This window comes from Clostridium massiliamazoniense (assembly GCF_001403635.1).
Classification (GTDB): domain Bacteria; phylum Bacillota; class Clostridia; order Clostridiales; family Clostridiaceae; genus Sarcina; species Sarcina massiliamazoniense.
The window spans coordinates 1,769,544-1,792,865 of record NZ_LN879468.1 but is presented as its reverse complement, the minus strand read 5'-3'; the positions used below and the strand labels follow the sequence as shown (position 1 = coordinate 1,792,865).

Below are 23,322 nucleotides of genomic sequence, written 5' to 3'. Positions count from 1 at the left end.
TGTTCCTTACCTAGTATTATTAATGAAAGAGCAAGTATTGTTAGAGTAAAAATAAGAGAAACTTTTAATAGTATAAGAAGTAAACTAAATTTTATAGTAGTTAGGTTTCTTATTTTTAAGCAAAAGTAATTTAAAAAATGGAAAAAATTACAAATAAATACATCAGAAAAACATAAGAAAAATCCAATGTAAAAATAATAAGACATTTTAACTGCAAAGTCATTTTTATATATTCCTACAAAGGGAAATATATAATTTATATTATTTTTTTCATGAATACTTTTAATTAAAAATATAAAAAACAAACAACCTAAGATATAAAATATTATGTTTTTTATCTTCAGTGCAGACTTCAAATTAAATCTAATAATATTGAATAATTTCATGTCATCCCCCTTATAAAAAATCTTTTTTATTTTTAAGAGTATCTAAAGATAATAACAATAATGCAGTTGTTAATATCCAATAAAATATGGAGAATAACCCGTTTATCTGGTCAAATCTAGGCAAAACATTTGCGAAAAAGAAAAATCTATACATTGTTCTAGGATATAATTCTACCAAAGTACTATCTATGATTAATGGAATAATAGATAAAACAAGTGTGATATTATGGTTATTTACTAAAAGATATATAATTAAATAAATAATATTTATATTAAATAAATAGATAATTAAAAATAGTATATATTTAATTAATGTAACAAGTTCATTTAAGTTTAATGAAAAACTTTTATAATTATTAAAGTTTAAAATAGATACTACAATTAAACATAATATATATGTAAGAACAAAAATTAAGATATTTTTGAATATAAATATTAAATTATATTGAAACCACTTAGTTCTACTATTTGTTCTAATAATTACTTGTTTATTAAAATTAAGTTCCTTATTATATTTAAAAAAATATAATAAGGATAAAAAAGGTAGAGCAAATAAAAGAAAAATAGGCTCATCTAAAACTCCTAGAATAAATGCTATTAAATCCATATCAGAATTATTAATAAACAAAAATAAATCTAGACCAGCAATTGAGATTATTATAAGTAAAGTTAATATAATAATCTTAATTTTATTTTCTATTTTAAATATCAATTTATTAAACATATTCCCTCCTTTTTTTTAGGATTATTATAAATGAAATTGAAAATATAATAATCAGAAGTAAACCATATAATAATCTTGGAAATATAGGCATAGTAGGAATTAAGCTAATATCTCCAACAACTTGAAAGTGTAAAAAGTAAAATGGAGCTTTATTAATATTTGCTAAGCCTATATATATAAGAAAAGGAGTCAATAGAGTAATCATTCTATTTTTTATAAAAGTAGATATTAGTAAACAAAATAATGCAATAAATATTCCAAAAAGCGTTACAAAAAGTATTTGGATAAAAGTATATAAAATAGGATTAGTCATATATAAAGATTCTAAGGTAAAATTTATAGATGAATAACTATTTATACCTACACCAAATATTAGAAGCAAAAAAATATATACAGTTGTTAAAGGAAGAAAAACAATTATAGCTGCATTTATAGATACAACAATTAATTTGATTATTGAATATTTTAAAACAGATATTTTTTTTAAAATGTATTTTAAAATATTACTATCTAATTCTTGAGAATAAGATAATGAAAAAGGTATACACACTAATATTGGTAAAAAAATTAGTAGACGTGCATTTCCCTCATCCGTAAATACTGATTGAAATATTATGTTAGCACCTTGATCAAGAGGAATTGATTTGCTAAATAAAATATATATAAATGGGATTAAAAGTAATATAAAACAAAAAAGTAACGAAAAGAGCATATTTTTAGAAAATATTGAACGTTTTAATTCATAAAAAAAATAGGTATTTCTTTTTTTGTATTTTTTATACATAAACTCTCCTTTAAAATGTTATATTATAATAGATTTGAATGATAAATTATTTTGTTGTTCTATCTAATTATAATATTGAATGTAATAAAAATACTTATTTTAATTAAATTGTAAGAAAAAAGTAAGAATAAAGATAAAAAACAAGGAAGTTTTAATGGTTAATATTGAGAAAAGAAACAATGAGATGATAGAAATGATAAATTTTAATAAATATAAATAGGGCTGTTTTTCAGCCCTATTTATATTTATCCTCTTTTTTATAAGGAAATATATATCTATTAATTAAAACCGCAATTACTATTCCTATTAAGGTTTCTATAATTCTTGTTATGGTATAAGTGTAGCTTGGAATATCTCTTACAACTACAGTATTAGCAAATAAAACTATGCAAGCTATATTTATAGCACCAGGTTTTTTGAAAATATTACAACAGTATATAACAGCTATGCATAATAAGGAAACTACTATTGCTGAAAAAAGTGGATTATCATATTTAATTAATATAAATGTTTCAAGAACTCCAGCAATACCACCTATACAAGTTCCAATCATTCTATTTTTACCAGCAACAATTGAATTTTCATAGGAATCTTGCATACATATAACAGCAGCTATACAAGCAAAAAATGGTGATTCAGAACCGAAAACTCTAAAGATTACTATACATAGAAATACTGCAAAAGCTGTTTTTAGATTTCTAGCACCTATTTTGGGTAAAGATATTTTCTCCATAATTAAACCTCATTATTAAATATATTAAATTAGAAGTACTTATAAAATATTATTAATGTTATTTAGATATTAAAACTAAAATTTTATTTCATAGTGTACTAAGTTATAGCTTAAATGAACCTTGTCAATAATATAACCAAAACTAAACTTCAAATAGAATTTTGACTCTAATTGAATTTTAGTGATTGTTATTTAGAGAACTATGTCTGTTTATCTCTAGCTTATAGAATTTTAAAGTATTACAGACCTTAGTTATTAGAGAAATATTATATCATACTAATTAATAAAGTAATGTTAATCAATTAAAAGTTTAAAAAATTGTAATTTTATTAGAAGGAATTTGAAATTAAAAAGTGGTAAAATTATCAATAATTATATAATTTATTGGGAGGGGTAAATTTGTTTTATGCAGGAGAAGCAGCTAATAATGATTATATGCTCTATAGAATAAAGGATAATGTTAAGGGAAATTTAGAGTATTATTATCATGCAAATATGATACTAACAGTATTCGCTGTAGGAGCATTCTCTCTTTATATAACTACGGGAGTTTCTAGAGGGGTGTTCTTGCTATTAGATTTGTTTTTAATTTTTAAGTGTTGCAAGAAATTTCTTAAAGTGAGAAAAATGAAAGAGAATCTAGGAGATATTGAGGGAAACTTAAAATATATAAAAAGCCTACTGATATTTGATACTGTTGTATTAGTAGAGGCTACAATTAGATATTTTTTAGATTTAAATATAGCAATTATAGATTATCTTTGGATAGGTGCAATTGCTTATTGTTCAGTATTAATTGGATATAGGGTTATAAAGTCACTTAATAAGAAGAGAATTTATTCAGCTATTTCAGAGAATCGTTATGAAGAAGTTATTTTATTGAAAAGAAAAAAAGAAAAGATTTTTACAGTGGTAACTTTATTCTTAGTAGTTCTTTTGATATTAATAAAGTTAATGAATGTAGTAAAGGGTGGAGGATTTATAGCTGTAATGACCTTTGTATATTCAATAATATTATTATTTAATATTGATATGAGTTCAGAGGTATCTATTGAACATGGACTTTTAATAAAAGGTGATATAAACAAAATAGACAGAGAGATACCTACAGTAGATTATGAGGAAGAGGAAATTTCAGAGAAATATAGCACTGATTCTAAAGTAAATAATGTAAATAATAGTACTAGTTTTATAGAAGAGGATATAGAAAAAACTCAAAGTTTTCATAAAGTAACTAATAATAAAAATGAGGATTTAGATAAAACTGCATCCTTTAGTTATGCTGAGATAATAGAAGATTTAGATGAGGAAGAGAAAGAAGAGCCTATAAAAAGTAGACTTGAGAGAAATAGAAGTAAGAATAATAACTTTTTTACTTCTATAGAAAATATAGAATATGAAAAATACTTAGATAAGGTAAAAAAAACAAGGGAAAAAGGAAAAAATATTTCTAATAAGAGTAAAGAGGTAAAAAATAAATTAAGTGAAAAATTAAAAGCAATAAGAAAAAGAATTGACAGAAATAATTAAATAAGAATATAATAAAAAAATAGTGATAATAATGCTATGAAGAGAAGAGTAGTAAAATGTTTTTAACTAAAAGAGAGCTGGGAGAGGTGAAAGCCAGTGTTAAAAGTTTTATGAAGATGGCCTCGGAGCATATTTCCTGAGAGTTTTTTAGGGAAATACGGTAGCAACCGTTATCTTGCAAAGTAGAAGAAAATCTTTATATATTTACCTTTTTAAATTTTACTTCTACTTACAGAGTAGGCTTTGGTGACAAAGTCTAAAATTAGAGTGGTAACGCGTAAGTAAACGCCTCTATGGGATTTTCCATAGAGGCTTTTTTTATGTTTAAAAATTAGCAATTAACTAGGAGGAAAGAAAATGAGTAAGAAGTTTTATATTACAACACCTATTTATTATCCATCAGCTAAGTTGCATATAGGTAATACTTATACAACAGTGGCAGCTGATGCTTTAGCAAGATTTAAAAGATTAACAGGGCATGATGTAATGTTCTTAACTGGAACTGATGAACATGGTCAAAAGATACAAAGAAAAGCAGAAGAAAAAGGCGTAACTCCAATAGAGTATGTTGATGAAATAGTTGCAGGTATCAAAGAACTTTGGGATATGATGGACATAAAATATGATAAATTCATAAGAACAACTGAAGATTATCATGTAAAAGCTGTTCAAGATATCTTTAAAAGACTATATGATCAAGGAGATATATATAAGAGTTCATATGAAGGATTATATTGTACACCATGTGAATCATTCTGGACTGAAAGCCAACTTGTAAATGGTAATTGTCCTGATTGTGGAAGACCAGTTGAAAAGGCTGAAGAAGAGGCTTACTTCTTCAAAATGAGTAAATATGCTGATAGATTAATAGAGTATATTGAAAGTCATCCAGATTTCATACAACCAGAATCAAGAAAAAATGAAATGTTAAATAACTTCTTAAGACCAGGGCTTCAAGATTTATGTGTTTCAAGAACTAGTTTCAATTGGGGAGTTCCAGTAACTTTCGATACAGACCATGTAATTTACGTTTGGATAGATGCTTTATCAAACTATATTACTGCTTTAGGTTACGGTAGTGAAAATGATGAGTTATTCAAAAAATATTGGCCAGCAGATGTACACTTAATAGGAAAAGATATTTTAAGATTCCATACAATTTATTGGCCAATTATGCTTATGGCTTTAGGTCAAGAACTACCTAAACAAGTATTTGGACACGGTTGGTTACTAGTTGACGGTGGAAAAATGTCAAAATCAAAAGGTAATGTTGTAGACCCAGTAGTATTAGTTAATGAATTTGGAGTAGACCCAGTTAGATACTACTTATTAAGAGAAATACCATTTGGTTCAGATGGATTATTCAATAATGAAATATTCATAAAGAAAACAAATTCAGATTTAGCTAATGATCTTGGTAACTTATTATCTAGAACAATAGCTATGGTAGAGAAATACTTTGGTGGAGTAATTCAAGCTCCTACAGCTAAAGAAACTATTGATGAAGAGTTAATAAGCTTAGCTTTAGAAACTCCAGTAAAAGTAGAAAAAGCTATTGAAAATTTAAAAATACCAGAAGCTTTAGGATACATTTGGGAACTTATAGGTAGAGCCAATAAATATATAGATGAAACTATGCCTTGGGTACTAGCTAAAGATGAAGCTAAAAAAGAAAGATTAGGTACAGTTCTTTATAACTTATTAGAATCATTAAGAATAGCTTCAGTTTTAGTATCATCATTCTTACCTTCAACAAGTGAGAAAATAAATGAACAATTAAACACAAAAAATACTACATGGGAAAGTGTTAAATCATTTGATGGAACAGTAGCTGGAGAAAAGGTTAATAAAGGTGAAGTTATATTCCCAAGAATAGATGTTGAAGCTAAATTAGCTGAACTTGAAGCTTTAAAAGCAAAAGCAGCAGCAGAAGTTAATAATGAGTTAGCTGTAAATCCAATAAAAGAAGAAATAACTATAGAAGATTTTGAAAAAATAGACTTAAGAGTAGTTAAAGTTTTAGAATGTGAACCAGTTAAAAAGGCTAAGAAATTATTAAAATTAAAGGTTGATTTAGGTGGAGAAACAAGACAGGTTATTTCAGGTATAGCTATGCATTATAAACCAGAAGATTTAGTTGGAAAAAATGTAGTTTTAGTAGCTAATTTAAAACCAGCTAAGTTAAGAGGGGAAATATCAGAAGGAATGATACTAGCAGCAGCACCTTCAGATGATTCAGAACTTATATTAGTAAATCCAGGAGACTTAAAAACTGGAAGTCAAGTTAGATAAAAAAATTGTGGATAACTTTTAAATTTTTTAGTTGTGGATAACTTTTAAAAAGACAGCAAGATTATTCTTTACTATGGAATGATTAGCTGTCTTTTTATAATAAACTAAGAAATAAACAAATATTGAGAGGAGGAGAAAAATGAAAATTATAGTTGGAAATGCATGGCCTTATGCTAATGGTTCTCTTCATATTGGGAGAGTTTCTTCTTGGATTCCAGGTGATGTTATAGCAAGGTATCATAGACTTAGAGGCGATGATGTTATTTTTGTGTCTGGATCTGATTGTCATGGAACACCTATTTTGAATAAAGCTAAAGAAATGGACAAAAGCCCAAAGGCTGTAAGTTCTTATTTTCATAGAGAGTTTAAACGTACTTTTGAAGGTTTGAATTTTTCTTTTGATATTTTCTCAAAAACAGATAATGAATGGCATACTAAAAAGGTTCAGGAGTTTATTTTAAAACTTTATGATAATGGCTTTATTTATGGTAAGGATGTTGAGGAATATTACTGTCCTAAATGTAGAGAGGTTATTGGAGATAGGTCTATAAGGGGAATTTGTCCTCATTGTAGTAAAATTACTACTGGTGAACAATGTGATAATTGCTCTAAACTTATTGAACCAGAACAACTTTCTAATAAAGCTTGTATTAATTGTGGAAGTGTTCCTATTCTTAGAGCTAATAAACAATTATTTTTTAAATTATCTGCTTTTGAGGATTATATTAATTCACTTGTAGAAAAAGATTTAGGATGGAGAAAAAATGCTATTGAATTAACTAAGAAGTATGTTGATGAAGGGCTTAGAGACAGGACTTTATCTAGAGATATTGATTGGGGAATTGAAGTACCTATTGAAGGTTTTAAAGATAAAAAAATATATGTGTGGATAGAAGCTATTTTATCATATCTAACTTCAACTATGGATTACTTAGGAGATAATAATGAAATTAATAAATATTGGAATAGTGAAGATAGTAGAGTTTATTTAGTTCATGGAAAAGAAAATATCCCCTTTCACAGCATCATATTACCATCTATTTTAAGGGGAATAGGTTATGATAAAACAAACTTTAGAATTTTGTCATCTGAGTATATGAGTTTAGAAGGAAAGAAGTTTTCAAGTAATAGAAATTGGGTTATTTGGGCTAATTATTTATCAGACAATTATAGTGAAGACCTTATAAGGTATTATTTATTGAAGTATGGACCTGAAAAAAGAAATACTAATTTTAGTTGGAAGGATTTTATTAAAGTAAATAACAATGAACTTTTAGGTATATATGGGAATTTTATAAATAGAATTTTGACTTTTGTTAATAAATATTATAAAGGGAACTTTGTTATAAATGAAGTTAATAAAGATATTCTTGAAAGTGTAAAAGAGGCTTATAATTTCATAGGTAATGAGATTGAACTCGGAAATATGAATTCTGCATTAAAAAGAATTTTAGATATTGTGGAATTAGGAAATGAATATTTTGATAGTAATAAACCATGGCTACTTATAAGGAATAATCCAGAAAAGGCTGAAGAAGTCATAGGAGGTTGTTTATATATAGTTATTAATTTCTGTAATTTATTAGAGCCGTTTATGCCAAGAGGAACAGAAAAATTAAGAAAGATGTTAAATATCTCAGAAAAGTATTGGGAACCACTTACTAAGAAAGAAATATCCTTAGAAATTATAGATTTTCTTTTTGAAAGAATTCCAATAAGTAGAGTTAAGGAAGAGTTAAAAGTATTAAAAGACAAAAGAAAATAAAATTAAAAACCAAAAGAGGCATCTAGAATTTCCGTTGTTCTAGATGCCTCTTGGTGAAAAGAAACATACCTTGAAATAAGTTTAAGGGGGACAAATTCCAAGGATGCTTAATTTAAGGGGTAAAATTAAATTAGTGTTTTAGCTACGTTACAAGTATTAATATACAGTACTAATATGTCAATTATGTGACAAATATAAAATTTATATTAATAATTTTTGTAGAAAGAATTAGAAAAACCAAAAAGCCTAGGACTTCCGTTGTCCTAGGCTCTCTACTTGGTGAAAAGAAACATACCTTGAAATTAGTGTAAGGGGGACGAATTTCAAGGACGTTTAATTTAAGGGGTAAAATTAAATTAGTGTTTTAGCTACGTTACAAGTATTAATATACAGCAACAATATGTCAATTATGTGACAAATATAGAATTTATATTAAAATTTTGAACAAATTTTAAACAAATTCTTCTAATCTTTCAATGTCCTTTATTATAATTTCTTTTCTATTATAGTCAATAAGCCCTTCTTCTTTCATTTTTATTAATTCTCTAGATAATGAAGGTCTTTGAACACCAAGTTTTTCAGCCCATTCTTTTTTTGTCATATGTGTTTCTATAATTGGATTTCTAGTTTGATTATATTTATATATTAAGAAATGTGCAATCATTTCTCTAAGGGATTTCATACTAACTTGTTTTAATTTAGAGCTTAAAACAAGAGCTTTATTAGAAAATAATCTTAAGATTTCACGTAAGAAATCTACATTTTCAGTACATAATTTAAATATGTAATCTTTGTTTATATGTACAACAGTACAATCTTCCTTAGCCACAACAGACATAGGATATTCGCTTCTATCACCAAATAGTAAGTTTTCACCAAAGATATTACCAGTTTCTAAGGATGATACTATAAGAATATTTCCATTTGAGTCAAGTTTTTGAATTTCAACCTTACCGCTTAAAATAACACTTAAATGTTCACAATGTTCCTCTTCAATAAATAATACATCATTAGCCTTATAAGATTTAATTGAATATCTTCTAGAATTTTTTAATTGCTTTAAATCATCATCAGAAAATCCAGAAAATAACTTAGCTTTTTTTAAATCATTAAAGTCTATAGTCATAAAGTCACCGCCTTAATAAAAATATTATAAATATGGTAATACAGAGTTTAATTATATACAATAGTAAGTATAAATAAAACATATCATACTAAAAGAAAAAGAGATTATCTTTTAGTATGATATAGTTTTTGATAAAATAATGTAAAATGAAAGCTAATTTTGAGCATTTTACTTAAAATGAAAGGAAGTGTACTAATGCAATATATAATAGGGGTAATTGTAGGTGCTATAATAGGGTATTTTACAAATTGGTTAGCTATAAAAATGCTATTTAGACCTCATACTGAAAAAAGAATTTTAGGAATAAAAGTACCTTTTACACCGGGACTTATACCTAAAGAGAAAGATAGAATTGCAAGAAATGTTTCTGAATCAGTTGGTGAACACCTTTTAAATAGAGAAAGTATAGGAAGGGCTTTAAAAGACCCTGAGGTGAAAGTAAAAGTAAAAGAAGCTCTTGCAGGAAAAGTAGATAGTCTTTTATTAGCTAAAGGAACTTTAAAAGAAAGAATTAATGATTTATTTGGAGAAAAATCTAATGATATAATTTCTTTTGGTGAAAATAAAGCAAAAGAAAAAGTAGTAAAAGTTATTAAAGAAAAGACTGCAGAAAAAGTAATATCAAAATTTATTTTTAATGAAGTGAAAAATCAACTTTCTGAGAACCCTAAGTATTTAATAAACTTTGTGGAGAATATTAATAGTAAGAAACTATCAGAAGGAATAATTAAATTAATTCCTAAGGATGAACTTTATATAATAATAGAAAATATTATTAAGGATAAGTTAGGAGAATTAGAGGAAGAGAACAAACTTATAGGAGATATAGTTCCAGAGGGAGTATTCCAAGCAGTTGATAATTATATAATAAATCATAAAGAAGAAATATGCTTAGAAATATGTAAAACCTTAAGAAAAGAAGAGGTAAGCTATAGAATAAAAGAAAAAATAGAAGAAAATTTATTCCGTGGTTTAAAAGGTATAGTAACAATGTTTTTAAGTGTAGATTTAGTTTATGACAAAATGATTGGAGCCTTAGAATCTTATTTAGATGATGAAAAAAATCAAAGAATTGTTTGTAGTTGTATAAGCAACTATATTAATAGCATAGGTGAAGTTAAGGTTGAATCTTTTGTTGAAAATATGCCTGGAGATTTGAATAGTAAAGTATCTAAATTAATAGGAGATAAAGGTACAGAATTTATTTTAAATCCAGATAGTATAGATAAAATAAAGAAATTAATGATTTCTTATATAAGTAGTTTTGAAAGTTATAGCTCTTTAATTAAATCAATGGATGAAGACTATGAAGAGAAATTAGAGAATAAACTTGATTTATTTATAAATAAAATAGTTTATAGTGAGAGAGTAGAAACTCTAATAAATAATTCTATTAGTAATATAAAAGAAGAAATTTTAAATTATGATATTGATGGAGAGAAATCTAAAGTAGTTAAAGATTTCATTGAAAGTATTATTGATAAGAATTATGATAAAATTGTAGATAAGGAGATACCAAATGTTTTAGAGGTAGTAAATATACCTAAAATAGTGGAAGATCAGATAAATTCTTTTGATGTTGATTATGGAGAAAAACTAATTGTTGAAATAGCTAATAAAGAACTTAAAGCAATAACATGGCTTGGAGCTTTATTAGGAGGGGTTTTAGGAATATTATCACCTATAATAGGTAGTATTAAATTCTAAGATAAACATAAGGAGAAAGTAATATGGGAAAATATAAAATATTCGATTCACATGCTCATTACGATTCAGAACAGTATGATAATGATAGAGAAGCTGTTATTAAAGAGATGAAAGATAATGGTGTAATCTATATTATGAATTGTGGAGCTGATATTAAAAGTTCAGAAAAAGCTGTAGAATTAACAAAAGAACACGAGATGTTCTTTGGAGCTGTTGGAATACATCCAACTGAAGCTTTTGATGTAACAGATGAAAGTATAAATAGAATAAGGGAATTAGCTGAGAATGATAAAATAAAGGCTATTGGAGAAATAGGTTTAGATTATTATTGGCCTGAGAATCCATCAAGTAGTGATCAAAAAATAGCTTTTAGAAGACAAATGGCACTTGCTGACGAATTAGGATTACCTGTAATAATACATGATAGAGATGCACATAATGATACTTTAGAAATAATAAAGGATTTTCCAAATGTAAAAGGAGTTGTTCATTGTTTTTCAGGGTCAGTAGAATTTGCTAAAGAATGTGTTAAAAGAGGTTATTATATAGGAATAACAGGTGTAATAACTTTCAATAATGCAAAAAAAATAATAAAGGTTTGCGAGGAAGTTTCTTTAGATAAAATTTTAGTAGAAACAGATGCTCCTTATATGGCACCTGTACCTATGAGAGGAAAAAGAAATCAATCTAATTATATTGAGTACGTAATAGAAAAAATAGCAGAGGTAAAAGGAATTACTCCAGAAGAAGTTAGTAAGGTAACTATAGATAATGCTAAAAGGTTATTCAATATAGATTAAAAAAATAACCAAAAATTTCAAGTGGATATATGATGCTAAAATAGCATATATAGCCACTTTAACTTTATAGAGAAATTTAGTAAAGAGTTTTTATAGAAGAAAAGAAAATATAAAATTAAAAAAAATACGTATAGTTTTAACCAAGTTGTAATATTTATGTAATAAGTAGGTAAAGTTCAATTTGGTTATAGTTAAATCTATAAATTAAAACTTAACTCAATAAACTTTTACTTTAATTATATTTTTATTAGTTACTTTAATTGAAAGTGAGAAATAAAAGTTTTGATTTTAAGGAGTTAAAATGAGTTATAGTTAGATTTATCTAAAGTTTTTAGGGAAGATATCACAATGATAAAAAGGAAGATATTGTATATCGAATTACTTAGATAATTTAAAGTTGAACTGAGCTAAGATAATATTTAGCTCAGTTTTTTTCTTTCCCAATATGAATTTGGGTTTACCTTTACCTAAAAAAGTTACAAAAAAAATTTTTTTGTAACTAATTTGACATTTTTAAAAAAGTAGTTTATAATTCAATAAAAGGTGAGATTTGCCAAAGGAGGAATAAAATGATTAAGAGAGTGAAGACATATCTTAAGGAGAAAAGCTTCTTTGACAGTCCAAAAAAGAAGGTAACAGCATTTTTAGCAGGAGCAGCATTAGTTTGTGTGGCTTATATTGGGACATCCTATAAGGTTGTAACAATAAATGTAGATGGAAAAGAGATGAAAGCTACAACACTAAAGTGGACTGTCCAAGGTGTATTAGAGCAGAATAACATAGTTCTAGCACCGAAGGATAAGATAGAACCATCATTAGAGGAAAGCTTAAAAAGAGGGGATTCCATAAATATAAAAAAGGCAAAAGAAGTAATTTTATTAGTAGATGGTAAGGAAAGAAAAATTCAAACACCTGAAACATCCATTGAAGCAATGTTGAAATCAGAAAAAATAGCAATAAATAGTACTGATAGAGTTAGCCCTCAGAAAGATGCAGAAATAAAATCGGGGTTAAAAGTAGAAATAGTAAGAGTAGAAGAAAAATTAGTTACTAGCAAAGAAGCCATTGAATTTGAAACTGAGACTAAGGAGAACAGCAACTTAGAAAGTGGTACAAAAAAAGTTGTTCAAAAAGGTGAAAATGGTGAAAAAGAAATTGTAACTAAAATAGTCTACGAGAATGGAAAGGAATTTAGTAAAAAAGTAGTTTCGGAAAAGGTAGTAAAAGAACCAAAATCTCAAATAATTGAGAAAGGAACTAAAAAGAAAGTTGTTGTTACAACAACTAAAGCTAATACTTCAAGTAGTAATTCATCAAAAGGAAATTCATCTAGTAATAGTTCAAATGGTTCAGGAAGTTCAGGAAATTTAAATTATAAGAGAAAATTAGTAATGGAAGCTACAGCTTATTCAGGCGATGGAATAACAGCAACAGGTACAAAGCCTGTTAGAAATCCGGGGGGATATAGTACGATTGCAGTTGACCCAAGAGTTATTCCTTTAGGTACAAAGGTTTATATTGAAGGCTATGGATATGCTATAGCAGCAGATACAGGTGGAGCTATAAAAAATAATATAATTGATCTATTTATGAATAGTGCTTCAGAGTGTAGGACTTGGGGAAGAAGAAATGTAACTTTATATATTCTTTAGGACAAGCCTGCTTTAAATTAGTGGTTGTATTAATATAAGATTTTAGTGGTCTTATATTGATATGACCACTTATTTTTTGAGGGAAGTAAAAGTTACTTAGCTTGATTATAAGGGATATTAGAATTAAAATAGTAAAAGAGACGAAAGAGAATTTAGCTTAGATATACTAAGAAAGGGAGTTTTTAATGTGATTAAGGAAGTTATAGTAGTTGAGGGTAGAGATGACGTAACTGCTGTTAAAAGAGCTGTAGATGCCGAAATAATCGCAGTAGGTGGCTTTGGAATAAATGGTAAGGTTATTGAAAGAATTAAAGAAGCTCAGAAGAGAAAAGGTGTTATAGTACTAACTGATCCAGATTTTGCTGGTGAAAAAATTAGAAATATAATAAGAAAAAGAGTTCCAGATGTAAAACATGCTTATATAGCAAGAGTTGATGGAACTAGAGCTAAAGATGGAAATATAGGTGTTGAGAATGCGTCACCTGAGGTTATTATAAGAGCTTTAGAAGAAGCAAAGATAACTTTAGAAGAAAAAAGAGAGGAATTTATATTTGCAGATTTAGTTTATTTTAAATTAGCAGCAGATCCAAAGGCAAAGCAAAGAAGAGAGCTTTTAGGAAAAGAGTTATCAATAGGTTATGGAAATGCAAATCAGCTTTTAAGTAGATTGAATAATTATGGAATATCAAAAGATGAATTTGTAAAAGCTATTGAAAAGGTAGAAAATTTAATTAATTAGGAGAACTTAAATGAGTAATGAAGTAAAAGATATTAAAACTAGGGATTTGGTTGAGAAATATAATTTTAAATTTTCAAAGAGTTTAGGACAAAACTTTTTAACAGACCATTCTGTTCTAACAGATATCGTTAATGGAGCAGATGTAAATGAAGAAGACTTAGTAATAGAAATAGGTCCAGGGGTAGGTACTTTAACAGCTCAAATATTAAAGAGAGCTAAAAGAGTAGTTGCTATAGAATTAGATAATGACCTAATTCCAATACTTATGGAGGAACTTGGGGATAATCAAAAATTTCAATTAATACATAAAGATGCTTTAAAGGTTGATTTTAATGAAATAATAGGGAATGAAAAGAGTGTAAAGTTAGTTGCAAATTTACCTTATTATGTTACAACTCCAATAATAGCAAGACTTTTAAAAGAAAATTATAAATTTAAATCTTTAACAATAATGATTCAGAAGGAAGTTGCAGAGAGAATAAATGCTGAACCAAATTGTAAAGAATATGGTGCTTTATCATTACTTGTTCAATATTATTGTAATACAAGTATAGTGAGAAATGTACCAGCATCATGCTTTATGCCTAGACCTAAGGTTGATTCTATAGTTATAAGATTAGATAGATTAGATGAACCAAAGGTTAAAGTAAAAGATGAAAAGTTATTTTTTGATATTATAAGAAACTCTTTTAACATGAGAAGAAAAACATTATGGAATTCAACAAAGTCATTAGGGCTTCCAAAAGAAGAGTTAGAAAATGCTTATGAAAAGGCTGGAATAGATCCAAAGAGAAGAGGCGAAACTCTAAGTATTCAAGAATTTGCAGCATTAGCTAATGAAATAAAGGATATTATAAAATAAAAAATATAAATTTCAAAGCTTCAGCAATTACTTTAAAGGTATTGTTGAAGCTTCTTTGTTTATCATAGCTAGAGATTGTAATACTCTTATCTTGTATAAGAGTAGGAGATAAATAGCCTCACGCTTCTAGATAATGTCTACTAAGCATTCAGGTGGAGTCAAAACTCTACCTGAATTAAGTCTGCGTTTGTGAAAATAAAATTATAAATTTTAAAAAAATTTATAAGCATATTCTGAATAGTAGCATATACTCATATAATATAGTAAATAAAATAAAAGCGGAGGTAGAATACATTGGCACACGGTAAATTATATAGAAGTTTTATAATTTTACAGGAAGATGAAAAGGGACATTCCATAGCTAATGACAAGCCTTTATCAGGATATGCTAAGGTTGAAGTAAGAAATGACAGATGTAAGGTTGCTTTTTATGCTCAAAACCTTAAAAAAGATTATGGTAAATGCAGTATGATGTTAATATGCAATAAGAAAGACACAGAGGTATTACTAGACTTAGGAACTATGAACATAACCCCTCAGGGAAAGGCGGAAATCAGTATTGAATTTGATGCAAATAACATAGGTAATAGTGGAGTAAGTTATGATAAGGTCGTTGGAGCTTCTTTATGCAAAAAAGATACTGGAAATTTAAAATCATTAATGTGTGGTTTTTTAAATGGCGAAAAGCCAACAAGTAATTGGAAGAGTTATAAAAAGCTTATTTGTGTTAAGCCAGAAGATAAAGTTAGTGAAGTTAAGCAAATGAAAGAGGTACCAACTATGCCTAAGGAGAAAAAAGAAGCTCCTGTAACAAAAAAGGTAGCACCTGTAACAGAAAAAGTAATGCCTATAACTGAAAATGTGGAGAAAGCTAAGGTGAGTACGGACAAAAAGACTGAATGTGGATGTGTTAAGTCAAGAAGTAAATATGATGAATATGAGAACTATATAGATAATAGCGATATTGAAGAGGGAAAAATAGTAGTAGAGGATGTTTCAGAAGAAGAGAAGAGGGAAAGTGACACTAAATTAGAAAAGAAGGGGAAAGAAAGTGAGAGTAGCATAGAGAAAGAGGAAAGAGAAGAGGCAGAAAGTGAAAACGAGGAAAGTAAGAAATCTGAAAGTGAAAAAAGGGCAAGTTTAGAAAAAGAAGAAAGGGAAGAAGTAAAAGAGAAAGAACAGAAGGAAGATAGAGAAAAAATAAGAAAAGAAACAAGAGAAGAAACAAGAGAAGAAAGTGAAGAGAAAGAAGAAACAAAAGAAGAAGGAGAAAAGGAAAATGATGAATATGCTAATTATAAGAGCTATGAGAGAAGAAGATATTCTAATTCAGAGGAAGGTCAAATAGGGAAATATACCTATCAAGAAGATGATGATGATTTTACTTTAAGAGGAACTCTTGGAGAATTTTTTGAGGCTGTAGTTGATTCTTTAGAGCAAACTAGGTGTACAAATGAAATAAGAAAGTGTAAGTGGTATAAGGTTCCTGTTAAATCCTTTGATAGTATGTGTAATATAGTTGACTACAATAAATATACAGCTTTATATTATCCTATGACTAATTATTATCCATATATCTCAAAACATGGGCACTTCGTAGTAGGATTAAAATGTGATAAGTATGGAAATGTTAAATATTTAGTTTATGGAATCAAAGGAAGTAAGGAGAAAGGGCAACAACCTTATGATGGAAAAACTGGCTTTGTAACTTGGGCACCATCTCCAGAGTTAGGAAAAGATATGGGATATTGGTTAATGTTCTATGACTTCAAAAATAATATTGTTGTAGTTCCAAGTAAATAGAATTATAGATAAATTTGTAGAGAGTTTTTGGTTGTTAGTTAGATTAAAGGACTGTATTTATACAGTTCTTTATTTTTTATAAATAAGCATAAAAAGTAAAGATTTCAAATATATTTATTAAGAATTAATTATTATGTTGCAAAGAAGGTGAGGAATTGAATAGAAAACAACTGGGGGTAACTAGCATTTTAATATGTCTTATGATGGTTATGGTTGTAGGAGAAAAATTTTTTAATGGGAAAATAAAAGATGTAGCATTGATTAGTAATAATATTGAAAGTATGTTAACCTATAAGGCATTGGAGGGTCAAATAACATATGAATTACCTGATAATTGGGCTTGTAAGGAAATTTCATATCCAGGTGAATATATAGCGTACAATAATAAATTTTATGGAGAAGAGATGGGGATAAATGGAGATGTACAAATAATAAAAACATCTTCTTCATTGGATGACATAGTGAGTTCTGATATTAACATATTAAAAGAAGCTAATATAAAAGATGTTAAGAGTTTAGACGATAAAATAGGGGATAAAACAGTTAAAAAGGTTGTATATGAAGAAAAGACATCTATAGGGAGAGTTTATGAAACAAAAACTTATTATGCAAAGCTAAATGAAGAAGAGGCTATATTAAAAGTTTCTTTTTCTTCAGGGAAGGATAAGTATAAAGAGAATTATGAAACAATATATAGAATCGTTTTAGATAGTTTTCAAAGAAGGGCATAAAAGGTTTGATTTAAGAAAATATAAGTATTATAATTTAATTTGGGATAGAGAGAAGCTAAAAGAGGCTTCTCTTTATTAATATAAAGATAGTTTATAAGCAGGAGGTGTCCATGAAACCAATCCTTTTTGACATTTTAGGATTTAAAGTTTATGGTTATGGATTCATGATAGCCATAGGAATATTACTTGCTATAATGCTTTTTATTAGAAAGATGAAAAGTAAAGGATACGACGAAGATAAAGCTTATAATATGATTTTTATAAGTATAATTTCAGGAGTTTTAGGAGGCAAAATTCTTTATATACTAACGAATTTTAAATATACAATTAAAAATCCAAAGGAAATTATAGAGAATTTTGGTTACGGTTTTGTAATTTATGGAGCCATAATAGCAGGTATATTAGTAGTATATCTTTATTGTCGAAAAGAGAAGTGGAATGCTCTTGAAATATTTGATTTTATAGCACCAGCAGTTGCCTTAGGTCAAGGATTTGGAAGAATAGGATGCTTATTAGCAGGATGTTGTTATGGAGGAGTAACTAATGGACCATTATATTTGGTATTTCCAGAAGGGTCATTAGCTCCAGCAGGATTACATCTTCATCCTACACAATTGTATTCTGCTATATTTGATTTTCTACTGGCAATATTTTTACTATGGTATGGGAAAAATAGAGCAAGAGTAAAGGGCGAAGTTTTTTCATTATATTTAATTATATATAGTATAGGAAGGATATTAGTTGAATTTTTGAGAAATGATCCAAGAGGTGAGGTTGGAATTTTGAGTACATCTCAATTTATATCAATCTTTATATTAATAGGTGGAACTATTATATTAAAACAAAGACAGAGAAAAAGGGAGAACTAAGCAGTGAGTATAAAAAAGATTTTATTCCCAGTTATAGTTATAATAATTATTATAGCAGCCTTTTTTGGTTTTACCTACAAAAATCAAATTGCTATTAAACTTGGTTTAAAGAATAATTATTTTAACTTTTTCACTCAAAATAGGGTTAGTGAGGTTTCAATACAAAGTGTAAGAGATCCTAGTTTTAAAATCCTTGTAACTCAACCAAGTGAGATTCAAAACATCTATAAGATGTTATCATCAGCAAAAGTAGTTAAAGAAAAAAGCACTCTTTCACCAGACTATATTGTAACAATTTCAGAGGGGACAGAAAGTCAAACATATGATTATGTTGTTGATGGTGATAATGGTAACTTCTATAGAGGGAATGAATATTTTCATTTATCAAGAAGGTTAGATACAAGCATTATACAGAATTTAACTTTTATACAACAACCTAGAGACTTTAATGTGATTTATTATGATTCAATATTAGATGTTTTAAAGAAAGCAGAACCAACATTAACAGCTGATAAGCGTACTGTTGGAGTAAACTTAGCTAATGATTATTTATGTAATAAGTTTTTATTATCAGCTGATATAAATGATTTTCTATTAAGTGCTAGAAAAATAGTTCCAAATATTCAATTAGTAAATCATAATTCTAGTGATTTTGATATTGTTGTTAATGTTAAGTGTTATGGATTTAATACAAAAGTATTTAAAACAGTAATAACTATAAATGATCAACAAGATAATACTGAAAAGGCATATTATGTTCAAGGAAACTATGATCAAGGCTGGGATATTAAAGTATATGATCAAATGCCACAATCTTGGAATAGCTAGGAGGAATAGACTATGGGAAATTGTTCAAATTGTCCAAGTAAAGGAAGTTGTAGTTCAGTAAATGAGAATGGTGAAGGAAAGTGTCCATCAGATGTATTTACAAAATTACAACCTAAGTATGGAAATATAAAAAATATAATTGGAGTAATAAGTGGAAAAGGTGGTGTTGGAAAATCTACTGTAACAGGGATTTTAGCAACACAACTAGCAGAGCAAGGATATAAAGTTGGCGTATTAGATGCAGATATAACAGGACCATCAATGCCAAGATTCTTTGGAATACATGAAGAAAGAGCAATTATGACTCCTGTTGAAGACAATCAAAATGTGAAATTTGAGCCAGTATTAAGTAAGACTGGAATAAAGGTAATGTCTATAAATCTTGTGAATGAAATAGAAGAAGAACCTGTTATTTGGAGAGGTCCAGTTATAATAGGTGTTCTTAACCAATTATATCAACAAACTAATTGGGGAGAACTAGATTATTTATTAATAGATATGCCACCAGGAACAGGTGATGTAACATTAACAGTTATGCAAAGTTATCCTGTAAAAGAATTAGTAGTTGTATCAACACCACAAGATATGGTTTCAATGATAGTTAAGAAGCTAGTAATCATGGCAGAAAAAGTTGGAGTTAAAGTAAGAGGTGTTGTAGAAAACATGGCTTACATAGAATGTGATTGTGGAAATAAAATGAAAGTATTTAGTAAGAAATCATCAGAGGAACATGCTGAATATTTAGGATTACCATTAATTGCAGAGTTACCAATAGATTTGGAGTTAACAGAAGCTTTAGAAAATGGTAAGGCAGAAGAATACTCTCTTGAAAGTCCATTATATTCAATGGTGTTTAGTGCGCTTTATTAATAAAATTTTATAAAGAAAAGTTAATTTAAAGTAACTAAATTTAAAGAGGTGGGGATGTATGAAATTATAGATACATCCCCACTATTTTTTTAAAATTAACTATATAGATTTATTATTTTGTATTACAAGTAAATACAATGGAGATAAAGAACTAATAATAAAGAAAGATAAATACATATTTTTTTATCAAGATGTTTATACTAAGTTAGAAGTTTTACATATATTTTCTAGAAAAGAGGTGCTTTTATGAGAGCAGTTGTAGATAAGGATACTTGTATTGGATGTGAATTATGTGTATCAATATGTCCAGGAGTATTTAGCATGGATGGTGAAGGCAAATCAGATGCAACAACAGATATACCAGCAGAAATGGAAGATGATACAAGAGAAGCTGGTGAACAATGCCCAGTAGATGCAATACATGTAACTGAATAATGGCATAGTCTAATATTATAAGTATAAAATAGCAATGGTATAGTAAAATATTATTGCTATTTTTTTTAGATATTGATATAATTCAATTATTCAAAGTATTTAATAAATGATTTAGTTAGTGGTATTTTTTTAGAAATGGAAAATTTTATAAATCTATTTAAGATTATATAGTAAGACAAAAAAGTTTTACTAGAATCATTCTAAGGAGGAATTACTAATGAAAGCAATGGTAGATAAAGACACTTGTATTGGATGTGAATTATGCACATCAGTATGTCCAGGAGTATTCAGTATGGGAGAAGATGGAAAATCAGAAGCTATAACAAGTGATGTTCCAGCAGACATGCATTCAGATGCAAGAGATGCAGCAGAACAATGTCCAGTAGGTGCAATAAGTATAGAAGAATAATTAATAAGGGCTATATCAATTAGGTTGATATAGCCCTATTTTTATCTGAATTAAGTTTCAGTTATTAGTTATATAAATCATCAAAAATTATAGTAAAAACCTCAAGGGAATTCTCCATTTGTGGTTTAAGTAAAGTTTTTTTCTCTTCTAATTCTTTTAATCCAACATCAGTTATTGTATATATTTTTTGAAATTTTTTAATAGGATCATCCCAGTGTCCTTCAATAAGCTGAGATTTTTCTAATTTTTTTAATAAAGGATATATACCTCCAGTACTAGGAAGCCATAGTCCTTTTGTTTTATAGCCTATTTTTTTTGAAATGTCATTACCGTTGGTAGGACCTAGGCTAAGAATGTATAATACATATATTTGTAATAAGCCTTTAGTAAAAACTTGAGTTACTGAATTACTTTCTTTTTTTACTTTCTTATAATTTTTTATTTCTCTTTTATATTTCTCATATAATTCTTTTTCTTCAGCATTTATATACATAGTCAGCCTCTCTTAAGTTAAAATTCTTTTAATAATGAAAAACCTATTAATTTAGGTCCTGTATGAACTCCTACAGCAGCACCTATATGTTCTATACTTATTTTCTTTACATTAGGATGAGTTTTTAGATTTTCGTATATTGCTGTCGCTTCTTCTAAGGCATCACCTTGAAGTATATGGAGTTCGCAAGGAGATTCATCAATGATTTTTTTTGCAATATCTGAAATACCTTTTAAAGCTTTTTTTCGACCCCTAGCTTTAGCTGCTGTGACATAAGAACCTTCTTCATCAACAGTTATTATAGGTTTCAAATTAAGCATATCTCCTATTGTACCTGCAACTCTTCCTATTCTTCCACCAGCTTTTAAATATTCTAAAGTATTTACTGTAAAATATCCATAAGTATTTTCTCTAATTTTAGGAAGTAGGGCAACTATTTCATCAAAATTCTTTCCTTCTTTAATTAAATCACAACACTTTACAGTCATAAGACCTAGAGGATGGCCAACTGTTTTACTATCAAATAAGTGATATTTAAATTTTGTTCTTTCTTCTAGTTGTAGTCTTACAGCATTAAATGTTCCTGATAAAGCTTGAGACATAAATACACCTATTACATGGGTGTAACCTTCATTTTCAAGTTTATCAAAGAGTGTATTTATATATTCACTACAAGGTAATGATGTAGTGGGAATTTCATTTTCAAAGTTATCGTAAATTTCTTGTGGTGTAATGTTAACGTAGTCTAAATATTCTCTATCTTTATATATAATCCTTAATGGTAATGAAAAGATACCGTATTTCTCTCTATCCTCTGTACTTAAATCACAGGAGCTATCTGTTATGATTGCTATTTTCTGCATAAATTTATCCCCCTATTCAATATTTACCCATATTTAGTTATATTTATAACTAAATTATATAATACAGTAATAAACTATATCAATAGTGATAATGTTTATAATCCTTTAATTTTTATGAATAGAAATTAATAAATAAAGAAAAAATTACTTTCAAAAAAAGATGAAAGTAATTTTTTAATATATTTTATTTAATGAAACTGAATATAAAGGGGGTTACTTCTTTTAAGAATATACCTAGTAATATTAAGTTAAATATTATTGAAATTGATTTATTACTAGCTGTTTTATTAAAGTATGTCCCTATTCTAGAGCCTATTAATGCTCCTGGTATCATGTAAAAAGCATAATGAATATCTGTAAAACCTCTTAAATAATAGCTACTAACGGTGACTATGCTACTTATGAATACTAAATACATGGTTGTGGCAGCAGCTTCTTTTTGATTTAGGTTATAAAAGATTAATAAAACAGGAATTAAAATTATACCTCCACCAATACCAAAAAGTCCAGAAATAACACCAATGAATAATCCTATAATAGGTTTAGTTATGGTTGGGAGCTTAAGAGAATTTAAATTGTTTTTTAAAACTACCATTACCATAAGGATAACTATTAAGCATATAAAAAATATCTTAAACATAGGTATTGTAATAGTACTATTTAAAAAGACTCCTAAGGAGGCACCAGGGATTATTCCTATTGCCATAAGAATTGCAGTTTTAAAGTTTCCTTGCTTTCTTCTTAAATAAATATATGTAGATAATAGGGACATAAAAAACATTGTTAAGTCAGTATTTATAGAAATAAGTTCTTTAGGTATACCTAAAGAAAGTAGGCAAGGTATAATCATTAAATCCCCACCAAGACCAACAAAACTCCCTATAGAACAAGCTACTAATGCTATTAAAAAGTAAATCATAA

At 27.5% G+C, this 23,322-nt stretch carries 21 protein-coding genes and 1 other annotated feature; of the genes, 15 read left to right on the top strand and 6 right to left on the bottom strand.

The features are described 5' to 3' along the window. Positions 1–396 precede the first annotated feature (396 nt). Positions 397–1,110, bottom strand: coding sequence for a hypothetical protein (locus ARA19_RS15410; protein WP_055071810.1), 714 nt, complete (start codon positions 1,108–1,110; stop codon positions 397–399). A gap of 1,019 nt (positions 1,111–2,129) precedes the next feature. Then, positions 2,130–2,627, bottom strand: a complete 498-nt coding sequence (locus ARA19_RS15400) for an FUSC family protein (RefSeq protein WP_055071808.1) — start codon at positions 2,625–2,627, stop codon at positions 2,130–2,132. A gap of 399 nt (positions 2,628–3,026) precedes the next feature. Here ARA19_RS15400 and ARA19_RS15395 point away from each other — a divergent pair, with 399 nt between their 5' ends. The 3 genes from ARA19_RS15395 (at position 3,027) to metG (ARA19_RS15385) (ending at position 8,214) form a co-directional block, all read left to right on the top strand. Further along, complete coding sequence (locus ARA19_RS15395) at positions 3,027–4,157, top strand: hypothetical protein (protein ID WP_055071807.1); 1,131 nt, start codon at positions 3,027–3,029, stop codon at positions 4,155–4,157. Positions 4,158–4,184: 27 nt separating this feature from the next. Further along, positions 4,185–4,453, top strand: a binding site (T-box leader). 61 nt (positions 4,454–4,514) lie between these two features. Then, positions 4,515–6,449 carry a methionine--tRNA ligase gene (gene metG / locus ARA19_RS15390; RefSeq protein WP_055071806.1) on the top strand — a complete coding sequence of 645 codons (1,935 nt, stop codon included), beginning with the start codon at positions 4,515–4,517 and terminating at the stop codon, positions 6,447–6,449. Positions 6,450–6,588: 139 nt separating this feature from the next. Beyond that, on the top strand, positions 6,589–8,214 hold the full coding sequence (metG, locus tag ARA19_RS15385) for a methionine--tRNA ligase (RefSeq protein WP_055071805.1): 1,626 nt from the start codon (positions 6,589–6,591) through the stop codon (positions 8,212–8,214). A 451-nt stretch (positions 8,215–8,665) separates the two neighbouring features. Here metG (ARA19_RS15385) and ARA19_RS15380 read toward each other — a convergent pair whose 3' ends face one another. Continuing rightward, positions 8,666–9,340: a Crp/Fnr family transcriptional regulator gene (locus ARA19_RS15380; protein ID WP_242862431.1), complete on the bottom strand. Its 675-nt coding sequence runs from the start codon at positions 9,338–9,340 to the stop codon at positions 8,666–8,668. Between the two features lie 195 nt (positions 9,341–9,535). Here ARA19_RS15380 and ARA19_RS15375 point away from each other — a divergent pair, with 195 nt between their 5' ends. The 12 genes from ARA19_RS15375 to ARA19_RS15320 all read left to right on the top strand — a co-directional run bounded on the left by ARA19_RS15375 (position 9,536) and on the right by ARA19_RS15320 (position 21,045). After that, positions 9,536–11,047: a DUF445 family protein gene (locus ARA19_RS15375; RefSeq protein ID WP_055071804.1), complete on the top strand. Its 1,512-nt coding sequence runs from the start codon at positions 9,536–9,538 to the stop codon at positions 11,045–11,047. A 23-nt stretch (positions 11,048–11,070) separates the two neighbouring features. After that, positions 11,071–11,847 carry a TatD family hydrolase gene (locus tag ARA19_RS15370; RefSeq protein WP_055071803.1) on the top strand — a complete coding sequence of 259 codons (777 nt, stop codon included), beginning with the start codon at positions 11,071–11,073 and terminating at the stop codon, positions 11,845–11,847. Positions 11,848–12,416: 569 nt separating this feature from the next. After that, a complete protein-coding gene (locus ARA19_RS15365; RefSeq protein WP_084764530.1) occupies positions 12,417–13,499 on the top strand; it encodes a 3D domain-containing protein in 1,083 nt (360 codons plus the stop codon). A gap of 187 nt (positions 13,500–13,686) precedes the next feature. Continuing rightward, positions 13,687–14,238: a ribonuclease M5 gene (gene rnmV / locus ARA19_RS15360; protein WP_055071802.1), complete on the top strand. Its 552-nt coding sequence runs from the start codon at positions 13,687–13,689 to the stop codon at positions 14,236–14,238. 10 nt (positions 14,239–14,248) lie between these two features. Continuing rightward, positions 14,249–15,100, top strand: coding sequence for a 16S rRNA (adenine(1518)-N(6)/adenine(1519)-N(6))-dimethyltransferase RsmA (gene rsmA, locus ARA19_RS15355; protein ID WP_055071801.1), 852 nt, complete (start codon positions 14,249–14,251; stop codon positions 15,098–15,100). A 294-nt stretch (positions 15,101–15,394) separates the two neighbouring features. Continuing rightward, entirely contained in the window at positions 15,395–16,903 is a 1,509-nt protein-coding gene (locus tag ARA19_RS15350) for a hypothetical protein (RefSeq protein ID WP_055071800.1), read from the top strand. Between the two features lie 200 nt (positions 16,904–17,103). Further along, entirely contained in the window at positions 17,104–17,634 is a 531-nt protein-coding gene (locus ARA19_RS15345) for a hypothetical protein (RefSeq protein ID WP_055071799.1), read from the top strand. Positions 17,635–17,744: 110 nt separating this feature from the next. Continuing rightward, positions 17,745–18,503 carry a prolipoprotein diacylglyceryl transferase gene (locus ARA19_RS15340; RefSeq protein WP_055071798.1) on the top strand — a complete coding sequence of 253 codons (759 nt, stop codon included), beginning with the start codon at positions 17,745–17,747 and terminating at the stop codon, positions 18,501–18,503. Between the two features lie 3 nt (positions 18,504–18,506). Beyond that, positions 18,507–19,331, top strand: a complete 825-nt coding sequence (locus tag ARA19_RS15335; protein WP_055071797.1) for a YhfM domain-containing protein — start codon at positions 18,507–18,509, stop codon at positions 19,329–19,331. 12 nt (positions 19,332–19,343) lie between these two features. Then, on the top strand, positions 19,344–20,201 hold the full coding sequence (locus ARA19_RS15330) for an Mrp/NBP35 family ATP-binding protein (protein ID WP_055071796.1): 858 nt from the start codon (positions 19,344–19,346) through the stop codon (positions 20,199–20,201). Between the two features lie 246 nt (positions 20,202–20,447). Next, a complete protein-coding gene (locus ARA19_RS15325) occupies positions 20,448–20,636 on the top strand; it encodes a ferredoxin (protein ID WP_055071795.1) in 189 nt (62 codons plus the stop codon). 217 nt (positions 20,637–20,853) lie between these two features. Then, complete coding sequence (locus ARA19_RS15320; protein ID WP_055071794.1) at positions 20,854–21,045, top strand: ferredoxin; 192 nt, start codon at positions 20,854–20,856, stop codon at positions 21,043–21,045. Between the two features lie 64 nt (positions 21,046–21,109). Here the strand turns inward: ARA19_RS15320 and ARA19_RS15315 are convergent, their stop codons facing one another. The 3 genes from ARA19_RS15315 to ARA19_RS15305 form a co-directional block, all read right to left on the bottom strand. After that, a complete protein-coding gene (locus ARA19_RS15315) occupies positions 21,110–21,538 on the bottom strand; it encodes a PadR family transcriptional regulator (RefSeq protein ID WP_055071793.1) in 429 nt (142 codons plus the stop codon). Positions 21,539–21,555: 17 nt separating this feature from the next. Further along, positions 21,556–22,401, bottom strand: a complete 846-nt coding sequence (locus tag ARA19_RS15310) for a DegV family protein (protein WP_055071792.1) — start codon at positions 22,399–22,401, stop codon at positions 21,556–21,558. A gap of 184 nt (positions 22,402–22,585) precedes the next feature. Next, positions 22,586–23,320 (bottom strand): sulfite exporter TauE/SafE family protein, encoded by a 735-nt coding sequence (locus tag ARA19_RS15305; RefSeq protein WP_055071791.1) that lies wholly within the window; start codon positions 23,318–23,320, stop codon positions 22,586–22,588. Between the last annotated feature and the right edge of the window lie 2 nt (positions 23,321–23,322).